Annotated in this window: 18 protein-coding genes; 4 read left to right on the top strand and 14 right to left on the bottom strand. The window is 38.6% G+C overall.

All coding sequences use genetic code 11. The annotated features are described in order from the left end of the window. The first annotated feature begins 26 nt into the window (after positions 1 to 26). Complete coding sequence (locus DEU39_RS10185; protein ID WP_120231860.1) at positions 27 to 749, top strand: siderophore-interacting protein; 723 nt, start codon at positions 27 to 29, stop codon at positions 747 to 749. 113 nt (positions 750 to 862) lie between these two features. Here DEU39_RS10185 and DEU39_RS10190 read toward each other — a convergent pair whose 3' ends face one another. The 4 genes from DEU39_RS10190 to DEU39_RS10205 form a co-directional block, all read right to left on the bottom strand. Then, on the bottom strand, positions 863 to 1,441 hold the full coding sequence (locus DEU39_RS10190) for an NAD(P)H-dependent oxidoreductase (RefSeq protein WP_120231861.1): 579 nt from the start codon (positions 1,439 to 1,441) through the stop codon (positions 863 to 865). Continuing rightward, positions 1,438 to 2,460: a saccharopine dehydrogenase gene (locus DEU39_RS10195; protein WP_120231862.1), complete on the bottom strand. Its 1,023-nt coding sequence runs from the start codon at positions 2,458 to 2,460 to the stop codon at positions 1,438 to 1,440. Before DEU39_RS10195 ends, DEU39_RS10190 begins: the two co-directional genes overlap by 4 nt. A gap of 53 nt (positions 2,461 to 2,513) precedes the next feature. Then, a complete protein-coding gene (locus DEU39_RS10200) occupies positions 2,514 to 3,080 on the bottom strand; it encodes a Crp/Fnr family transcriptional regulator (RefSeq protein WP_120231863.1) in 567 nt (188 codons plus the stop codon). Positions 3,081 to 3,686: 606 nt separating this feature from the next. Then, positions 3,687 to 5,456: an aminopeptidase P family protein gene (locus DEU39_RS10205; protein ID WP_120231864.1), complete on the bottom strand. Its 1,770-nt coding sequence runs from the start codon at positions 5,454 to 5,456 to the stop codon at positions 3,687 to 3,689. 215 nt (positions 5,457 to 5,671) lie between these two features. Between DEU39_RS10205 and DEU39_RS10210 the strand changes: the two genes are divergently transcribed. The 3 genes from DEU39_RS10210 to DEU39_RS10220 are packed head-to-tail and all read left to right on the top strand — an operon-like array spanning position 5,672 to position 7,417. Then, positions 5,672 to 6,109: a DUF6526 family protein gene (locus DEU39_RS10210; RefSeq protein ID WP_062674619.1), complete on the top strand. Its 438-nt coding sequence runs from the start codon at positions 5,672 to 5,674 to the stop codon at positions 6,107 to 6,109. Between the two features lie 23 nt (positions 6,110 to 6,132). Next, positions 6,133 to 6,300, top strand: a complete 168-nt coding sequence (locus DEU39_RS24710; protein ID WP_081906489.1) for a phosphatidate cytidylyltransferase — start codon at positions 6,133 to 6,135, stop codon at positions 6,298 to 6,300. Between the two features lie 10 nt (positions 6,301 to 6,310). Beyond that, complete coding sequence (locus tag DEU39_RS10220; RefSeq protein WP_120231865.1) at positions 6,311 to 7,417, top strand: DNA topoisomerase IB; 1,107 nt, start codon at positions 6,311 to 6,313, stop codon at positions 7,415 to 7,417. A gap of 131 nt (positions 7,418 to 7,548) precedes the next feature. Here DEU39_RS10220 and DEU39_RS10225 read toward each other — a convergent pair whose 3' ends face one another. The 10 genes from DEU39_RS10225 to ureC all read right to left on the bottom strand — a co-directional run bounded on the left by DEU39_RS10225 (position 7,549) and on the right by ureC (position 18,166). After that, positions 7,549 to 8,439 carry an AraC family transcriptional regulator gene (locus DEU39_RS10225; protein WP_062674616.1) on the bottom strand — a complete coding sequence of 297 codons (891 nt, stop codon included), beginning with the start codon at positions 8,437 to 8,439 and terminating at the stop codon, positions 7,549 to 7,551. A gap of 193 nt (positions 8,440 to 8,632) precedes the next feature. After that, positions 8,633 to 10,879: a TonB-dependent receptor gene (locus tag DEU39_RS10230; protein WP_120231866.1), complete on the bottom strand. Its 2,247-nt coding sequence runs from the start codon at positions 10,877 to 10,879 to the stop codon at positions 8,633 to 8,635. 157 nt (positions 10,880 to 11,036) lie between these two features. Then, positions 11,037 to 11,924, bottom strand: coding sequence for an urea transporter (locus tag DEU39_RS10235; RefSeq protein WP_120231867.1), 888 nt, complete (start codon positions 11,922 to 11,924; stop codon positions 11,037 to 11,039). 160 nt (positions 11,925 to 12,084) lie between these two features. Further along, on the bottom strand, positions 12,085 to 12,786 hold the full coding sequence (locus DEU39_RS10240; protein WP_120231868.1) for a hypothetical protein: 702 nt from the start codon (positions 12,784 to 12,786) through the stop codon (positions 12,085 to 12,087). A gap of 163 nt (positions 12,787 to 12,949) precedes the next feature. Continuing rightward, the gene (locus DEU39_RS10245) at positions 12,950 to 13,738 is read right to left on the bottom strand and encodes an urease accessory protein UreD (RefSeq protein WP_120231869.1); all 789 of its coding nucleotides are present in this window, start codon (positions 13,736 to 13,738) and stop codon (positions 12,950 to 12,952) included. After that, the gene (ureG, locus tag DEU39_RS10250) at positions 13,739 to 14,377 is read right to left on the bottom strand and encodes an urease accessory protein UreG (RefSeq protein WP_047094673.1); all 639 of its coding nucleotides are present in this window, start codon (positions 14,375 to 14,377) and stop codon (positions 13,739 to 13,741) included. Positions 14,378 to 14,501: 124 nt separating this feature from the next. Then, positions 14,502 to 15,194, bottom strand: a complete 693-nt coding sequence (locus tag DEU39_RS10255) for an urease accessory protein UreF (protein WP_120231870.1) — start codon at positions 15,192 to 15,194, stop codon at positions 14,502 to 14,504. Continuing rightward, on the bottom strand, positions 15,187 to 15,696 hold the full coding sequence (gene ureE / locus DEU39_RS10260; RefSeq protein ID WP_062674602.1) for an urease accessory protein UreE: 510 nt from the start codon (positions 15,694 to 15,696) through the stop codon (positions 15,187 to 15,189). The genes DEU39_RS10255 and ureE overlap by 8 nt, the downstream gene beginning before the upstream one ends. Beyond that, positions 15,686 to 16,333 carry a hypothetical protein gene (locus tag DEU39_RS10265; RefSeq protein ID WP_062674600.1) on the bottom strand — a complete coding sequence of 216 codons (648 nt, stop codon included), beginning with the start codon at positions 16,331 to 16,333 and terminating at the stop codon, positions 15,686 to 15,688. Before DEU39_RS10265 ends, ureE begins: the two co-directional genes overlap by 11 nt. A gap of 111 nt (positions 16,334 to 16,444) precedes the next feature. Continuing rightward, a complete protein-coding gene (gene ureC, locus DEU39_RS10270) occupies positions 16,445 to 18,166 on the bottom strand; it encodes an urease subunit alpha (protein ID WP_120231871.1) in 1,722 nt (573 codons plus the stop codon). Between the last annotated feature and the right edge of the window lies 1 nt (position 18,167).

The following is an 18,167-nucleotide window of genomic DNA, read 5'->3' on the forward strand; positions in this document are numbered from 1 at the left end:
ACGTCCTTTGCAATAAAAAATCACGTATGCCAAGCCTTCCAAAATGGATCAACGACACGGTAGAAAATGTCTGGTCCTCAAAATTCAAAGAATGCACCGTTAACCATATAGAACAGATCACCAATGATCTCCGACTGATACGCTTTGAAACAGAATTAGAGAATGTTCCTTATGAACCCGCCTATGCCATCGGAATAAGAATCAACGACAGGGATTTCAGAAATTATTCTCCTTTTAATTTTAACAAAGAAGCAGGAACTTTCGATGTTTTGTTTCATTTGCATGACATGTCTGCTGCAGGAAGTCATTTTGTAACCCGACTGAGAGAAGGAGATTCCATAAAACTTTTAATGCCCAGAGGAAAACAATTCTTTACTCAAGGTGCCCGGATTCATTTTTCTCTGGGAGATGAAACATCATTGGGAAGTTCTCTTTCGATCAAGGAAGCTGTGGAGGAATCCGGTTCTTTGTTCATTTGTCTTCATGAGCTTGATGATTGTTCTGCTCTTGAAAAGCTTAATTTATATGGCTATCACTGTCCTAAAAACAATACCATGAGAATGATTGAAGCTTTGAATGATTTTCTGCGGGAAGAAAAAGAATCCATCTCTGATGATGAGGTTATCTTTTATCTCACAGGAAACGGAGAAAGAATGTCATTAATCAGAAAATTTCTTAAAGCCAGAGGCGTCTCTCCAAAATGTATCAAATCACAGGCATATTGGATTGAGGGCAAAAAAGGACTATAAAAATGGAGAAACAAACGCTTCTTCACTTTAATAATGAAACTTTATCTGATAATAAAAGACCCTATTACCAGATAAAGTTATCATTTTCTGTTACCAAAAAAATAAGGTGCAAACTATTTATGCTTCTTTCCTAATTCCTTCACTTTCCTAAGCCATTGAGTCCTCTGTTCATCTTTAGAATTTCTGATAATACCTACATAAGTCACTTTCACCGGTTTTACCCCACAGTATTCAAGGATAGATTTTCTAAGCTGATTTACGCTTGGTCTGCCAAAAAACAGACGGTAATACCATCCCGGTTGGTCTAATGTTGTTATGATATGTGCTGTTTTACCTTTTAAAAGCTTATCCCACCATACCGAATTTTCACGGTATTTATAAGCCATTCCCGGTAAAAAAAGCCGGTCTATAAATCCTTTCATTATGGCAGGAAATCCTCCCCACCAAACCGGATGTACCCAAACGAGATGATCTGCCCACTGAATAATTTCCCAGGCTTTCAGTAAATCCGGCTCAAGCTCCATTCTTTTCTGATATCCAAACTGTAAATTGGGATTGAAGTTGAGATCCCGTATAACGATTTCCCGCACTTCTGCTCCTGCTTCTGAGGCTCCCAACCTGTAAGCTTCTGTTACCCCAAAATTGAACGAATCTTTATTGGGATGCCCGTTGATAATGGCTATTTTTTTCATGATTTCACATTAATATTGATAGAATCGTAGGCATTAAGCTGTGCCATTAATGATAAAGGCTCATGCAGCTGATGGCTGAAATACACCTTGTTTTCATGAGGATTTCTCAGCAGTTCTTCGGTGTGCAAAACAGCAGATAAAGCGGTTAATTCTGCTTGTCCTTTTTCACTCTGCAAACTCAGTTTCTTTTGTCCTGAATGATCATCAACTACAATTTCAAAGACCGCCTGATCTCCGTTTCCACTGGACCCAAAAATCATTTTTCTTTCTTTTAAAGACAAAATATTGTAGATTCTGAGATATTGAAATGCTCCCAGCAGCCAGGTAATGAATTTTGAATTGTAGGTCATCTTCACAGTCACATCGGAAATTCTTTCCACTTTGTTGAGAATATACAAGTCGGGCACATCAAAATTATAGGCGCTTCTCTTCCCTATTCCAAAGGAAAAATTAAAAACTTCTGTATCTAAAAAATGTCTGATAGAAACCGCTTTATCATTCTTATAATGCACAAAAGGAACGGCTACATTTTCTGCCATAAAGTGAGCAGAACTCTCGCCTGCAAGATCCTTTACGGAATAATAGACAAAGAGTTTTACTTCATTAATATCTCCTGAGTCTGAAAGAATATTAGCCAATCCCGGGACAATCCCGCCCATCCATCCTGAGCTGAAGACAATTCTGCTGTTGATGTCTGATTTTCTGGCAATATCATAAGCTTTCACCAAAGCCGGAGTAGGCTTGGTAATATCCAGATAATCTATTTGATGATCAATGGCAAAACGAAGTACATGATCTTCTTTATCATTCACAGAAAGAATGATGAGTTGTATTTTTTTCTCAATGATCACTTTAAAAGAGGAAGGATCTGTGACATCGATTTTCAGGTCTTTGTCTGTTTTCCCCCCTTTTCTTCCTCCGATGAAAACAGTAAGATGAGGATTTCTTGATTTCAGAATACGGGAAATTGTTTTACCTACCAATCCATTTCCTCCAATTATAAGAATATTTTGCTCCATAACTTTTTTTGACAAAAGTAGAGCGCTGCTGTTTCAATAAGCAGGACAAATGTCTAAAAAGAAATTTCCTTTCTGATACGGCTCAGGTGACGTTGGGTAATGCCAAGGTAGGAAGCCAGATACTGCAATGGAATGTTTTGAATATAATCAGGATGATTCTTTAATAATGTTTCATACCGCTGGCCGGCACTGTCTCTCTGGAGCTGGAAAAACCGTGTTTCAAGTTCAAGATATTCCTGCTCTGCGATAATCTTTAAAAATTTCGTCCAGCTTACACTATTTTTTACCAGTTCATCTACCGCTTCTTTTTTAAAGATAATCACCTCAGCATTGGTAATAGCCTGCATACTTTCTTTGCTTGGACAACCGGAAACAAATGACGAATAGGCGGCGATCATATGATTGGGAAACCTGAAGCAATATGTCATATCTTTTCCCTCGTCAGAAGTATAAAAAGAACGGAAAATACCAGACTTCACCAAGCCTACTTCCTTACAAAGCTCTCCTTCCTGTATGAAATAATCATTTTTATTGATAAGTCTGAACTCAGAAAACTTCAGAAATTCTTCAATTTCATCTTCTGAAAACAGATTAAAGCTTCGAAAATAGTCACGTTCCATGATATCAAATAAGTTTCAGCGAAAATAAATAAAATACTTCTTTGTAAACGCAGCATTTTCATTTTTATAAAATTCTATTTTAAGAAAGCAAACACGGAGACTATCTCAAAAGTGAAATAATTTGGCTTTTGTCATTGACTATGTCGAATCTTCGATTTCTGACGAAGGAAAAATCTCATTAATAATCAGAATCGTGAGATTCTTCACTACATTCCTGAACTGCGTTCGCAGACTTTCAGTCTGTGTTCAGAATGATACTTTTAGACTTGGGATAGCTTCTTTTTAAGAGAAGGAATAGTCATACAAATTTCAATTGAAAACAAAAAAAATCATCTCAGGACGAGATGATCTACCGTTTTGAATTTACTTGAGTTATTTATGAAGATATGAATGATGTTTTGTTGTAACAAAGATAGGTGAACCTTATTTTTTATGCATCAGTGGAATCCCTAAAATTATATCCGTAAAAATACGGTTGTATAAAAAGAAAAGCCCTGAAGGAAATACCTTACAGGACTTTTGGATTATCTAACAATATCCAGTTTAATGTTTATCATTCAAGGTTTAAAGTGATGATTGACACCTGATTTCACCTTTGAATGTTTATTAAAGAGGGCTTACCAGTTGCAGGAACCATTCTTTAACTTCTCCATCCAGGTGTGGAGCAAGCTTTTCTTCACAAGTTTTATGGTAACCATTCAGCCATGCAATTTCACTTTCTGAAAGCATCTCTTTCACCACAGTATCTTTGAAGAACGGGCAGAATGTTAATGTTTCAAATTCATAGAATGTTCCGTGAATTGTTTTCTCTGCTTCTTTTACTGCAATCAGGTTTTCATGACGAATTCCATAGTGTCCTTCAAGATAGTATCCGGGTTCATTTGAACAAACCATTCCCGGAAGAAGTTCCTGAGGATTCAGATCTTTTCTGATGTTTTGCGGTCCTTCGTGTACATTCATAAAGCTTCCTACCCCATGTCCTGTTCCGTGGTTGAAATCTTTACCTTCCATCCATAGCGGAAGTCTTGCAATAGCATCAAGATGTACTCCTTTTGTACCTTTCGGGAATTTCACCATAGATAAACGGATCAATCCCTGTAGCACCAATGTTGAATTTCTTTTAAACTCTTCCGAAGGGGTTCCTAAAGCAAAAGTTCTCGTAATATCTGTAGTTCCTTCAAGGTACTGGCCTCCTGAATCTACCAGAATTGTTTCCTCGTTGGTCACTTCTTTGCTTCCTTCCTTTTTAGCAGAATAGTGCATGATAGCACCGTTATCTTTATATCCAACGATAGAACCAAAGCTTTCTCCGACAAAGTTTTCACCTTCTGCACGGAATCCTCTCAGTTTCTGCCCGATAGAATATTCATTCATGGCTTCTTTTCCTGCATTGTGCGTTAGCCAGTAAAGGAATTTCACCATTGCTACTCCGTCTCTTACCATTACTGTTCTGAAACCATTCAGCTCAGCTTCGTTTTTCTGAGCTTTCATCAGGTTGCCGGGAACCGGAGCTTTGATAAACTGATTGTCTGATTTTAATGTTTCAAAAATCTGTTGGTTGCTGTTCGGAGAAACCAAAACTTTTTCGTTTTTGAAAGTTTTCAGATAATTGTAGAATTCTTCGTAAGGCATCATTTTTACAAAGGAATCATCCATTTGTTTTCTTGCAGCCACTTCCATCTTTTCTAATCCTGTGAACAGAACAGCATCATTTTTAGTAATCACAATGTATCCTAAGAATACCGGATTGCTTTCTACATCACTTCCTCTCAAATTCACTGTCCATGCCACATCATCCAGACTTGAGATAATGTGTACGGTAGCTTCCTGCTCTTCCATTTTCTGACGGATTGCAGCAATTTTATCGGATACTGATTTACCAGCTCTTTCTACCAGATGAACAAAAATAGGATTAGCAGACGGAGTTCCTCTGTCTTTCCATACTTCTTTTAAAAGCGGAGCATCTGCAAGTGTAATATTTTTGGAATTGAATTTCTGAGAAAGCAGTTCCCAGTTAGCATGAGAAGCTGCAACAGCATTTACCGCCACTTTACCACCAGCTGGAATTTCTGAAATAATCCAGTCGATATAATTAGGAGTTCCTTCCATTCCATCTTTAAAAAGATCAATTCCGGAACCTTCCAGTTCAATAGCAGCTTGTGTAAAGTATCTTCCGTCTGTCCAAAGTCCACCTTTATCTTTGGTAATCACCACGAAACCGGCAGAACCTAAGAAACCTGACAGCCAGGCTCTCTCCTGCCATTCTTCAGGAAGGTATTCGCTCATATGCGGATCTGCAGAATATACTATAAATGCATCAACATTATTTTTCTGCATTTCTTCACGAAGCGCAGCAACTTTTTCCTTTGAAGTCATTCTTTTTATTTTTAACCACCGAAAGTTACAAAAAATTTGATGTCTGAAGGTAAATCTACCGGCTATTTTGCTTAATAATTGTTTATTCTTAAAGTGTTCTGAAAAAAACTAAACAACTAAATATATTTAACAAAACAAACCATTTTTAAGTAAAAAAAACTACCACATTATTAAAATAATAAATTTTTGGAAGGATTATTGCTACATTTTATTGCATGAAACAGCAAAACTACAATAACCACAGGAAATTTTATCCGCCACATCATTTTATTTATCTTCCATTGCTCATTATATTGGAGATTTTAGGAATTTATAAAATCTGGGACGACCCCGGAAATCAACTGATCTGGATATTGTTTTCTGTCTTGATTTTTTTGCTTTTTTATCTGGCATTTATGACAAGGCAGCATTATGCACTGGGACTTCAAAACCGTATGGTAGTTCTGGAATTTAAACAGCGTTATTTTGAGATCTTCAATAAAAGGTCTGATGAAACTGCTGAGAAACTGAAATTCGATCAGATTGCTGCCCTGAGATTTACCTATGATGATGAATTCAAAGAGCTTTTATACAGAGCACTGCATGAAAACATCTCAGGAGATGAAATTAAAAGGTCTATCAAAAAATGGAGAGCTGACCGGCTCCGAATCTAGTACACCCACAAAAATTGACACCTATGAAAAAATGGAGCTTTTACAGTATTACAATATTAATGTTGTTGACACTCACAAGTTGTGAAGCCGTAGAAACGATTTTTAAGGCAGGAATGTGGTGGGGAATAATCTTAGTCTGTGTGATAGTAGGAATTCTTTTACTGATTTTTTCGAAGGGTAAAAACTCTTAACCATGTTTTTATGGAGAAGAATACAGACTTGGAGATGATTTCTCACCTTAAGCCTTCAAAAATTGTTAAAATAATGAAGGATCCGGAAGCTTCTGCAAAGGCGGTACATCTCGTATATACCACCGATGCGGAAACCGCCGGAATTACCCGTAAGAAAACCGGAAAGAAATATTCCTATTATAAGGACGGAGAAAAAATAAAGGATAAAGAAGAAATTACCAGGATCAATAAACTGGTGATTCCGCCTGCGTGGGAAAATGTATGGATATGTGCTCTTGATAACGGCCATCTTCAGGCAACAGGTTTTGATGTAAAAAAAAGAAAACAGTACCGCTACCACCCTCTGTGGAGTGCTTTAAGAAATCATACAAAATTTTACAGAATGCTTCAGTTCGGGTATGCATTACCGGACATCCGTCTGCATATAGAACAGGATCTTGCCCTGAGAAATTTTGAGAAACGAAAAATCCTTGCCTTAATTGTAAGCCTTATGCAAAGAACCAATATCCGTATTGGAAATAATGTATACGAAAAGCTGTACGGTTCTTTCGGCCTGACCACATTAAAGGATAAACATGTAAAGGTAAAAGGACAAAAAATTTCTTTTTCTTTTAAAGGAAAGAAAGGCATCATGCATCAAATCGACCTCAGGAGTCCAAGGCTGGCAAGGCTTATTCAGAAATGCAAGGATATTCCCGGGAAAGAGCTTTTTCAGTATTTTGATGATGAAGGAAACCGTCATTCTGTAGATTCAGGGATGGTGAACGACTATATCAAAGAGATCAGTGGTGAAGATTTTACAGCAAAGGATTTCAGAACATGGTCCGGAACCGTAAGTGCCCTGATCGCTTTTAAAGAGATCGGGTATGCGGAAAATGACACTGAATATAAAAAGAAGGTAAAAGAAGCCCTGGATATCGTGGCAGAAAACCTGGGAAATACATCGGCTGTCTGCAGAAAGTATTATGTTCATCCTTTAGTCATTAACCTTTATGAGAATAATAGCATCAAAAAATATCTTGATGAACTGGAAGTCATAGAAGAAAATGACGGAAAAGCAGATCTTACGAAAGAAGAAAGACTGGTGTTGAAGATTCTGGAAAATGAAAAGATGTAAGGGAGACCAATCAATAGTGAATGGTGACTTTGCTTCGCAGTGAATTTTTTATTCTGTACTTCAGCATCATTGACTATTCACTTACGCAGCAAAAATTGACCATTGACATTACACAAATTCGATTCTTTATATCAGACTGAAATCCTGCTGTTATTCAAAAACTGAACCCTGTATTCCTTTGGCGTAATTCCTGCAATTTTTTTGAAAAGCTGGGTAAAATGGGAAGCCGTATGGAAATTCAGTTCGTAGGCAATCTCTGCAATATCTTTACTGGAGTGAAGCAATGCTTTGCTGTAATTGATATCAATCTCATTGATCCACTGTTTTGGGGATTTCTGAGTAACTCCTTTGACACATTTATTCAGATAACTTTCTGTAACAGACAATTTATCAGCATAGAAAGCCACTCTCTTTTCTCCGACATGGTATTTGAACAAAAGATCCCGGAACTGAAGAGACAGTTCCATGGGACGGGTTGCAGATTTGTGATGAGTATCAGAATCTGTGCTCAGCATTTTGATGAGAATCAAATGAAGCATTGTCACAACGACATCATTCACATTGAGATTATTCAACCATAATTCCTGTTCCATTATCGGAAGAAGCTGTGTGATGGTTCCGTAGGTCAGGCTATCCAGATTAAGGAAAGGGGTCATGAAAAAGATACTGCTTTTATGTTTTGGCAGTTCCTGTTCAGACAGAATATTATTTTCATAAGCAAGGAAGAAGCCTTCAATATCGTCTGATAATTCAACAGTTGCGGTAATTGTTCCTTGCTTAATAAAGATCACGCCTCCTTTTTCAGCATGATATTCTTTATTTTCAAGATACTGTCGGATATGGCCATTGGTAACGAAAATAATAAAATTGAACGTTGTACGATACGGAATCACCGGCATCAGAATACCTTTAAGATAATTTTCTATCCGATACAGTTGTATATCAGCATTATTAGCCAATATCTTATCCGTAATATTCGGAAGAAAGAGCTTTTTATATTGAAAATTGGATAGTACTTCCATATCCTTGTTATGATTATTTAAAGTTATACAAAATATTTTAAAGCAAAGGAGGTAAGTAAAAGAGTGAAAAAGCTAAAGTGGAAAGAGTAAAGACCCCGAAACACGTATCCCGAAACCCATAATTTACTCTCTTCAACCCTTCTACTCTCAAACTCTCTCACCCTCTCACTCTACTACTCTCCCACTCTCATGTTTAGAACTTATAATACACTCCTACTCTCACTCCAAAAGGACTTCCTGGTGTATAAGTAAGATCTGTAATGGGTTCTGCTTCTCCTTTTAACTGCGTTTCTGTGGCAAACTGAGCTTCATTCCATTTTACATTGAAAAGGTTGTTCATCTGAATATTCGCTCCCCATTTCTGACGGTTATAGGAAAGCATCAAATCATTCACAAAATAGGCTTTTGTTCTGATGCTGTTATCCTCAACAGCGGGTCTTGCTCCCAGATATCTGTACTGAAGTCCCAGAGAAAAACCATTCAGGAAGTCCCAGTTGACAGATCCGGTACTGGTAACTACCGGAGCCAGTGGAACGTAGTCCTGACCTTTTTCTTCTTCAGTAAATCTGGCATGGGAATAATTGATATCTGCATTCAGGTAAAAATTTTCCAACAGCTGGAAACGAACACCAAGATCAGCCCCGAAACGTCTTGATTTTCCGGAAGGTTCTACTACTGCATCATCTCCTACATACACAAATTCCTGCTGAAGATCCATATACCATAATGCCGGAGTAATGATCAAGGATTTTAACGGGTGTAATCTCACCCCGAAGTCCGCTCCGATGGAGTACGGAAGGGTATTTTCGTTCTTATTGGGAACTACAACCCTCAGGTCATTGGAGTGGAAACCCATTCCTGTTTTCAGGAACCACATGACATTGTCATTCTGAGCATAGGAAAAATTCAGTTTGGGACTCAGCCTTGTTGCTTCTTTCGACTGTCCGGAAGGTAATTGCTCCACATCCAGCAGATTGTGCATATTAAATATAAAATGATCCACTCTCAAAGCCGGATTGATGGTCCATTTTCCTGTCTTCCATATCAATCCTGAATAGGCATGAAGATTGGTTTCCGTTCCTGTCACATCGGATAGTCTGTCCAGCAGAAGGTCTCTATGATAAACGTGATTAAGCTGTAAGGTATTGATATCATCATTTCTTAGTCCGATTCCTGAAGTCCAGTTTAAAGAGCTGTTGGCAAAAGAAAAAGTCTTTGTATACTTTACTTCAGCACCGTAAATATTTCTTCCATCCGTCTGCTGAATTTCGTCTCCATGCTCTTTATCCTTTAAATTAAAGGTAAAATCGGAATACAGGTTGAAATTGTATTTTGAATAAAAAGCCATCGCATCAATCTGCTCGGAAGGAGAAATAATGTGCTTAAAGTTCATCTGGAGGTTTGTTCTGGAAGTTTTCCCACCTTCAGTAGGATCTATACTTCCCCATCGGCCAATGATTCCTTCGTCTACAGCACGTTCCGGAATCTGTCCGGAAGCATTCCATGAAGAATTGAATGTTGAGAACTGGATATTGAAGTAATCTTTGTCAGTCAGCCATTGATTGTATTTACCGAAGATATTAACCCTGTTAAAATTCTGTTTTACATCAAAAGGTCCGTCTGTATAATTGTATTCTGCAGCTATGTAAGCATTTTTTCTTCCCAGATCATCATGTAAGATATTGAACATTCCCAATACTCTTTTGGAGTTGAAAGAACCTCCTTCCAGTTTAATCATACTGTTTTTCAAGCCATTGTAAGTCTGAAAATCAACATAACCAGCGGTATTAAAGTCCCCACGGTCCATGTAATAGGCTCCTTTTCCAAAATCGATATTGTTTACTGTTTCAGGAATCACAAAATGTAAATCAGAATATCCCTGACCGTGGGCGTGAGAAACAATGTTCACAGGCATTCCGTCTACATTGACGCTTACATCGGTACCATGATCCGCATCAAATCCTCTTAGAAAAAGCTGTTCTGCTTTTCCTCCTCCGGCATGCTGTGCAATAAATAATCCGGGAACTTTTCTCAACAGATCCTGCGCTGAATTGACCGGAAATTTATTCAGATCAACTTTTGTAATAGCAGACAGAAATGAACTGTGATTGATGGCTACTTCAGAAATCTGAAAGGGCTTATGCTGTAAAAAAATAACTTTATTTTTATCATCATCATTGGTCACCACCCATTTTACCTCATCGTATCCCTGACGGCTGATCACAAGGGTATCAGGAAGGGATTTTACAGGAACGGCAAATGTTCCGTCTGTTCCTGTGTGGGTATGGCTGTTTCCGTGGTCATATTTTACCAAAGCATCGGCAATGGGAAATTTGTCATCTGCATCTTTTATCAGCAACTGTTTTTCTGCTTCCTGCGCCATCATTTTTCCACTGAATGCCATAGCCAGAAATACGGCTGCTATTTTTGTTACTTTCATTTTTTAGTTTAATTATATTTTGATTTTAGAAACCAGAGGTTAGAAGTTAGAGGAATATCAATGGTGAATTTTGCTTCGCAAGTGAATTGTCAATCATTATGAAAAAACCTTAAACATTGAACTTTCTCACTCTTAAACTCTAAGACTCTTCAACTTTTTATTTTTTTGTTTTAAGAAATATTTTTTGAATCAAAAGTGTAATCCATGTTCCGGCTACAAATGGGAAAGTAAATACTCCGCCCACCATATCCAGACAGTGATTGTCTATTAAAAGATCATCAATGGCAATGGTAATGAGAATGGCGATCAATACCCATAAACCATCCGTTTTTTTGACTCCGGAAAAAACAATTGCGGAAAGCACTGCATTAAAACCAAATAATCCCATGTGGATTTCTTTGATGGGTTCGCCATTCAACTGTGATAATCCTGCACCCAAAATAGACGCTGCCAATCCATATAAAGCAGCTATCGGAGAGCTAATAAAAACAGCCAGAAAGAAAATAATCCCGGAAAGCACTCCTCCCTGAAATATCACTTCCCCAAAGCCATTGGTACAGGTAAGAAAGTCATCATATTCTGAAGGAACCACTTCACTGCTTAGCATTTCAGAAGGCGGAATATTGGTAAGATGATGGAGTACAAATACCAATATCCATGTAATAATGATAAAAGGAAAAGTAAACACCGGTATTTTCTTTTGGATAAAGAAATGCTGAATAACAGCCGCTAACGCTCCGCCCAAAACTATTAAAATCCAGATCAGCAAGGTTGTCTCAAATAGAAATGCCAATGCTACCCCTACAAGAGCTGCACTGAAACCATAAAGTCCCGCATTGATTTCAGATTTGTCATAATTAAGCTTCATTGCGATAAAAGTTCCGGCTGCTGTTGAAAGCAATACCGCCACTCCGCACTGCCAGCTTCCCATAAAAATTCCTATTAAAAACAGAAGTCCTGTCCATCTGTTTTCCTGGAGCATAATCTGCCCGATTCCTTTTAAAATATTGTCTAAAAAAGGCAGTTTTTTGAAAAATTCGTCCATAGTTTTTTTAATTTATTAATAATGGGGTTGTGGGTTGTTTTTCGTTGCGGGCTGTTTTTTGTTACGGGTTGCGAGGTGCGGGTTTCGGAATCCACATCAAAACTCTCAAACTCTCTTACCCTCAAACTCTCCCACTCGAATCCCGAAACCCGAAACCCGTTTACCATCCAAGAAAGACCATTCCAACTCCGCAAACGGTTACTACTGCTCCACTTACTACTCCCATATATCTTTCAAGTTTTTCCGTATTGAATAATGTTGAGTAACCATAACGCCCCAAAAGAACCATCCCAAGCATGGTTAATACTGTAGTTGCTGTGAAAGAGGTTACCAGTACGGCAATTTCAGACATGGAATGTTTTACTCCTGAATAAAATAATAGGGGGATCAAAGGTTCACTTGGTCCCATCACGAAAATCATGAACAGAACAAGTGGTGTTACTTTTATTCTTTTTTGAGGCATTACGATTTCGCTGTGGTTATGTTCGTATACATACACATCATCACCCATTACATCAAAATGCTTATGCGGTTTGTTTCTGATCGCCTGGATGAGGCCGTACACAAGGTAAACACCGCCAAAGATCAGCAGTGCCCATCCTGAGAAATTCCCTCTCATATCCTGAAACCAGGAGATTTTATTCAGCTGCCATCCGAGGAAAACTCCGATAAAACCTAAAATCAGAGAACTGAATACGTGTCCGAAACCGCAGACAACCGTTAATATGGCTGTTTTCATGCCACTCCACTTCTTAGATTTTGAGATCACTATGAAAGGCAGGTAATGATCCGGCCCTGAAGCGGTGTGTATAAAACTTATTGAAACGGCGCTTACAAGAAGTGCCCAAACTGTACTATCCATTTTTTATTAATTCTGTTATTTCAGATTTTTTATTAAGTTTTGACTGAAGCCAATGGAAGATTTCTTTTTGTTAAGCGGTCTAAAGCCCGCTTCTATTGAATATGCTTCTTTCAAATTTTGTAGACGAATCATCATGAGGTTGAACCTTGACAAGGACCTCTTTTCACTCCAACGACCAGAGAATCTCCTGAATATGCAGGAAGAAGTTGTACATCAACTCTCCTCCATCTCCCAAAGCTCTTACTACAAAACCATTTTCATCCATTGCAGAAACCCCTACTTCCATTTGCTCATGGTGCTGTGCGGCGGCTTCAACAATCTCTTCAATCAATCCATTTTTGTCTACATTTTCCTTTGTACTATAGAAGATCAGAGTTCCCTGGTGCGTATACTGTTCCAGATTTCCGATGCTGCTGATCGGGATCATGTCAGGTTGAATCAGAACGTTATCTTTCACTACAAGCTTGTTGTTATGATAGATTTCCATGATATTCTGAAAACGTTTCAGTTTAAAAACTTCTCCATAATGTTTTCTCCCACAGGTAATAATCTCGCTGATGATGATCTGACTGTTTTTACCAACATGAATATTGGCTTTACTTTTAAAGTTGGAATCCTCGTGAGGAACAATCGGATGAGGAACATAAGCGAAAGAAGTTTCATCCTCCATAGAAACATTGAGTTCCTGAAGCGCTTTGTTCTGCATGTTGAAAAGCCTTTGGTAGGATTGTGACTGCAACTGAAGCGCAGCTCCTTTTTCAAGCGCAACATCCAAATGATAGTGATCTCCATCCAGAATTCCCGGAGAGGAGCTCATCACCATCTGATAGAGCTTTTTGTCACTTTTTCGCTGCCCAACAGAAACTACTCTGAAAGGAAGCGAGACATAAAGGTCTTTCACATAGGATTCTCCTCCCTTAAATCCTGCAATAATTTTTAAATGACTATCCATTTATCTTACCAAATTCGGTTCTTCAATTTCTTCTAAAAGGGCATATTTTTTAATCCAACCTATTACTTTATCCAGTCCTTCATCTGTTTTGAGGTTGGTGAACACGAAAGGATTTCCTTTTCTCATTCTTCGGGCATCATTTTCCATCACTTCAAGGCTGGCACCTACGTAAGGGGCAAGATCAATTTTATTGATGATCAGTAAATCTGATCTTGTAATACCAGGACCTCCTTTTCTAGGGATTTTTTCTCCTTCTGCTACGTCGATGATAAAGATGGTAACATCTGCAAGGTCCGGGCTGAATGTCGCTGAAAGGTTATCACCTCCACTTTCAATCAAAACCAGTTCGATTTCCGGAAAACGTGCTGCCAGTTCGTCTACCGCTTCAAGGTTCATACTTGCATCTTCACGGATGGCGGTATGAGGACAGCCTCCTGTTTCTACTCCGATAATTCTGTCATGAGGAAGAAGACTATTTTTCGCCATAAATTCAGCATCTTCTTTGGTATAAATATCATTCGTGATGACTCCAAGATCATAAGTCCCGAATAATTTTCTGCTTAAACGTTCCAATAATGCAGTTTTTCCTGAACCTACAGGTCCTGCTACTCCTACTTTTATATATTTTCTGTTTTCCATTTTATTTAAATTTTATTTTTTAACGCTATATGCGCTAAGTTTTTTTGATTGTGAATATTTTTCGATCGCAAGGACGTTTCACTCAATGGGCAATTCGTCAATTTGCTCTTTTACCTTTTACCTTCTACGACATATAAAGTCTTGAATAAAGCCTCTCATGCTGCATACATCTGATATCAAAGGCCGTATTACAAAGTCCCACCATGTCTCTGTCCAGATCTATAGTTTCTAAAGCTGTTTTTTCCATGACGGGATATAGTGAAAATAGAATATCCTGTCCATCCAGCTGTCCAAGAGGAACAAGCTTTACAGCGTTGGTAATCATCCCGGCAACCGAAGTGTAATAAAATCCTAAAAGGGCTTCGAACAAAGGAATTTTCATTAAATAAGCATACACTCCGAACACAATACAGTAATGAGAATTGGCTTCTTTATGCTGAATGGCTTTCTCAAAAGCTTCCATTAAAGGAGAATTTTCTCTTCTTTTGAAGATTTTAATCAGTCTGAGACCCAGTTTCTGGCTCGCCTGGCGGATTTCCTTTGGACATTTTATAGCATTACATTCATTATCCAGTTCTAAAAGCTGCTGCAAATCTCCCTTTTGTGCTGCATCATAAGCCAGTTTTACAAAAGCACCGTCATTGAATTTAAGGTTGTACTGAAGCATGTTCTGTACAAATTCTTTCGCGGTTGCCAGATCATGTACAATTCTTTCCTGCACATACGTTTCAAGTCCGTTGGAATGGGTATATCCTCCGATGGGAAGTGTAGGATCTGCAAGGTGAAGCAATCCTGACAGGAAATTTATATTATTCATCTTTCGGAGCCGCCATTTTTAAGATTTTTGTAAAGATTGTGGAGCCGAGACTTCCATGTCCATGAGGCTCTACATTAGATTTAAGAAGATTAAGCAGTTTCACAGATTGTTTCTCCGGTTTGAAACCACTTGCTTCCAGCCATCTGAACATCGGCATTTCAAAAGGGAGCAAAACTTTGTCATTCTGAATAAAAAGCGGAATATGTTTGTTTCCGATCTCATAACATACAGTTCCCATTTCCAGCAGTGAAACTGGTGACATCACAATAGCTTCCGTTTCCAGAACGTTGATTGCAATTATTTTTTCGGCATCCTCAAAAAGAATATCTCCTTCACGTAATCGTTGTCCTTCTCTGAGAAATTTGATGGCAACATCAATTCCCTGTCTGGTTTTTTTACGCTGGATTCTTTTGGTGGTTTCAAACCATTCCAGATCAAGATAGTCTATGGCTTTCTCCGTAGGATTTTCAGCAAGATTGCCTATGATTTGATTAATGATCATTTTTGTTTTTTTTTCTGAAGTCTAAGTTTTTGGAGATTCCCACCCCGAATGTTGAACCGCTGATTCCTGCTACGTAGCTTTTCGTCCAGCCTTCTTCTTTTGTTTTGGTCTGAAGCATTGAAAGTTCTGCAAATTTGAATTTCAGGGCCCAGCCTCCTCCTAATACTATTCCGATCAAAGGATAGGCACGAAGACGGAATCCGTTAAAATTCTGCATAGCATCCGCTGCTGTTGAAAGTTGCTGTCCCCAAACATAGTGGGCATCCACCTGACCAATCAACATAAAATATTTTCCAAGCATTACTGAAGGACTATACCAGATTCCTGCTTCATTTTGCTTGTAAACTACATTGTGGTCCACTGTATTCTGCGAGTAAGCATAATTAACTCCGATAAGGTCATTATTATTGATGAAGTACCCTACTCCAAGCGGTGCACTGGAAACGGTACTGCTGCTGCTTGATGGTGTTGTAATTTTAGAATAGTCTAATGAACCGTACACCATAAACTGCCCTTTTGGTCCGTCTTCATCACTTTTAAGCCTGTGTCCGCCCAAAAACTGGGCACTTACATTACCGGAAAGTAATGACATTCCGGCTATCGCAAGAGAAACAACTGTTTTATTTAAATATTTCATTTTACACTTAGTTCTATAATTGTTTAAAATAGAGTCTGATAAATCTTTTTTTGTTGTTAAATAAACCTAACAGGTTTTTGAAACCTGTTAGGTTTATTTGTAAAATTTATCTTAGAACAAGTAATACAACTGTGTTAAAGGAAGTGTTTCTGCCGGTTCACAAGTGATGTATTCTCCGTCTACCGTTACTTTATAGTTTTCAGGATTCACTTCAATTAAAGGTGTCTTATCATTATGGATAAGGTCTTTTTTACCAATATTTCTACAGTTTTTCACCGGAAGAATCATTTTTTCAAGTTTGTAAGAAGCAATGGTTCCATTGTCAATAGAAATCTGAGAAACAAAGTTCGCACAAGTACCAAACTTAGCTCTTCCATGGGCTCCAAACATATTTCTGTAAATAATAGGCTGAGGTGTTGGAATAGAAGCATTAGGATCTCCCATTTTAGCAGCAATAACAAATCCTCCTTTTACAATCATTTCCGGTTTTACTCCAAATAAGGCTGGTTTCCAGATCACCAAATCCGCTAATTTTCCTTCTTCAACAGATCCTACATATTCTGAAATACCATGAGCAATAGCCGGGTTGATGGTATACTTCGCTACATATCTTTTTGCACGGTAATTGTCATTTCCACTGTCTTTATCTTCAGTAAGATCACCTCTCTGCTCTTTCATTTTGCTTGCCGTCTGCCATGTTCTGGTAATCACTTCTCCCGGTCTTCCCATCGCCTGAGAGTCTGAACTCATGATACTGAAAACGCCCATATCATGAAGAATATCTTCTGCTGCAATGGTTTCGGGGCGGATACGTGAATCTGCAAACGCTACATCCTCAGGAATGTTTTTACTCAAATGATGGCAAACCATCAGCATATCCAGGTGCTCATCAATTGTATTTACGGTGTAAGGGCGCGTAGGATTTGTTGAAGCCGGCAATACATTCGGATACATAGCAGCTTTAATAATGTCCGGTGCGTGACCTCCACCTGCTCCTTCTGTGTGGAAAGTATGGATTACTCTTCCGTTGATGGCTCTCATGGTGTCTTCAAGGAATCCTCCTTCATTCAGAGTATCGGTGTGGATGGCCACCTGAACATCATATTTATCAGCTACTTTCAATGCAGCATCAATGGTTGCAGGAGTTGCTCCCCAGTCTTCGTGAATTTTCACTCCCAAAGCACCTGCTTCTACCTGTTCTTCGATAGGTTCTTCTGCCGAGCAGTTTCCTTTTCCGAAGAAACCAAGATTCATAGGATATTCTTCTGCTGCTTCCAGCATTTTCTGCATATTGAATCTTCCGGGAGTAACTGTTGTAGCATTGGTTCCGTCATTGGGGCCTGTACCACCACCAATCATTGTGGTGATTCCGCTGTAAAGAGATGTTTCAATCTGTTGAGGGCAGATGTAGTGAATGTGAGTGTCAATTCCTCCGGCAGTTACAATATATCCTTTCCCTCCGTGAACTTCCGTTGAGGCGCCGATGATCATATTAGGTGTTACACCGTCCATCGTATCAGGATTTCCGGCTTTTCCGATTCCTACGATCTTTCCGTCTTTGATTCCGATATCTCCTTTTACAATTCCCCAATGGTCAATAATTACCGCTCCTGTGATGCAAAGATCCAGAACGCCTTCGTCTCTTTTGGCCGTGACATTCTGTCCCATCCCGTCACGAACGGTTTTTCCTCCGCCGAAAACGGCTTCGTCTCCGTAATGGGTGAAATCTTTTTCGATTTCAATAATAATTTCAGTATCGCCCAGTCTGATTTTATCTCCGGCTGTAGGACCTAATATATTGGCGTATTGTTTTCTGTCTACGTGTAAGCTCATC

This window comes from Chryseobacterium sp. AG363 (genome assembly GCF_003610675.1).
In the GTDB taxonomy this organism is placed as follows: domain Bacteria; phylum Bacteroidota; class Bacteroidia; order Flavobacteriales; family Weeksellaceae; genus Chryseobacterium; species Chryseobacterium cucumeris.

Bases quoted from the DNA above. Each gene is read 5' to 3' on its own strand.
- DEU39_RS10185 (WP_120231860.1), top strand. From the start codon at position 27: ATGCCAAGCCTTCCAAAATGGATCAACGACACGGTAGAAAATGTCTGG.
- DEU39_RS10190 (WP_120231861.1), bottom strand. From the start codon at position 1,441: ATGAAAAAAATAGCCATTATCAACGGGCATCCCAATAAAGATTCGTTC.
- DEU39_RS10195 (WP_120231862.1), bottom strand. From the start codon at position 2,460: ATGGAGCAAAATATTCTTATAATTGGAGGAAATGGATTGGTAGGTAAA.
- DEU39_RS10200 (WP_120231863.1), bottom strand. From the start codon at position 3,080: ATGGAACGTGACTATTTTCGAAGCTTTAATCTGTTTTCAGAAGATGAA.
- DEU39_RS10205 (WP_120231864.1), bottom strand. From the start codon at position 5,456: ATGACTTCAAAGGAAAAAGTTGCTGCGCTTCGTGAAGAAATGCAGAAA.
- DEU39_RS10210 (WP_062674619.1), top strand. From the start codon at position 5,672: ATGAAACAGCAAAACTACAATAACCACAGGAAATTTTATCCGCCACAT.
- DEU39_RS24710 (WP_081906489.1), top strand. From the start codon at position 6,133: ATGAAAAAATGGAGCTTTTACAGTATTACAATATTAATGTTGTTGACA.
- DEU39_RS10220 (WP_120231865.1), top strand. From the start codon at position 6,311: ATGGAGAAGAATACAGACTTGGAGATGATTTCTCACCTTAAGCCTTCA.
- DEU39_RS10225 (WP_062674616.1), bottom strand. From the start codon at position 8,439: ATGGAAGTACTATCCAATTTTCAATATAAAAAGCTCTTTCTTCCGAAT.
- DEU39_RS10230 (WP_120231866.1), bottom strand. From the start codon at position 10,879: ATGAAAGTAACAAAAATAGCAGCCGTATTTCTGGCTATGGCATTCAGT.
- DEU39_RS10235 (WP_120231867.1), bottom strand. From the start codon at position 11,924: ATGGACGAATTTTTCAAAAAACTGCCTTTTTTAGACAATATTTTAAAA.
- DEU39_RS10240 (WP_120231868.1), bottom strand. From the start codon at position 12,786: ATGGATAGTACAGTTTGGGCACTTCTTGTAAGCGCCGTTTCAATAAGT.
- DEU39_RS10245 (WP_120231869.1), bottom strand. From the start codon at position 13,738: ATGGATAGTCATTTAAAAATTATTGCAGGATTTAAGGGAGGAGAATCC.
- ureG (WP_047094673.1), bottom strand. From the start codon at position 14,377: ATGGAAAACAGAAAATATATAAAAGTAGGAGTAGCAGGACCTGTAGGT.
- DEU39_RS10255 (WP_120231870.1), bottom strand. From the start codon at position 15,194: ATGAATAATATAAATTTCCTGTCAGGATTGCTTCACCTTGCAGATCCT.
- ureE (WP_062674602.1), bottom strand. From the start codon at position 15,696: ATGATCATTAATCAAATCATAGGCAATCTTGCTGAAAATCCTACGGAG.
- DEU39_RS10265 (WP_062674600.1), bottom strand. From the start codon at position 16,333: ATGAAATATTTAAATAAAACAGTTGTTTCTCTTGCGATAGCCGGAATG.
- ureC (WP_120231871.1), bottom strand. From the start codon at position 18,166: ATGAGCTTACACGTAGACAGAAAACAATACGCCAATATATTAGGTCCT.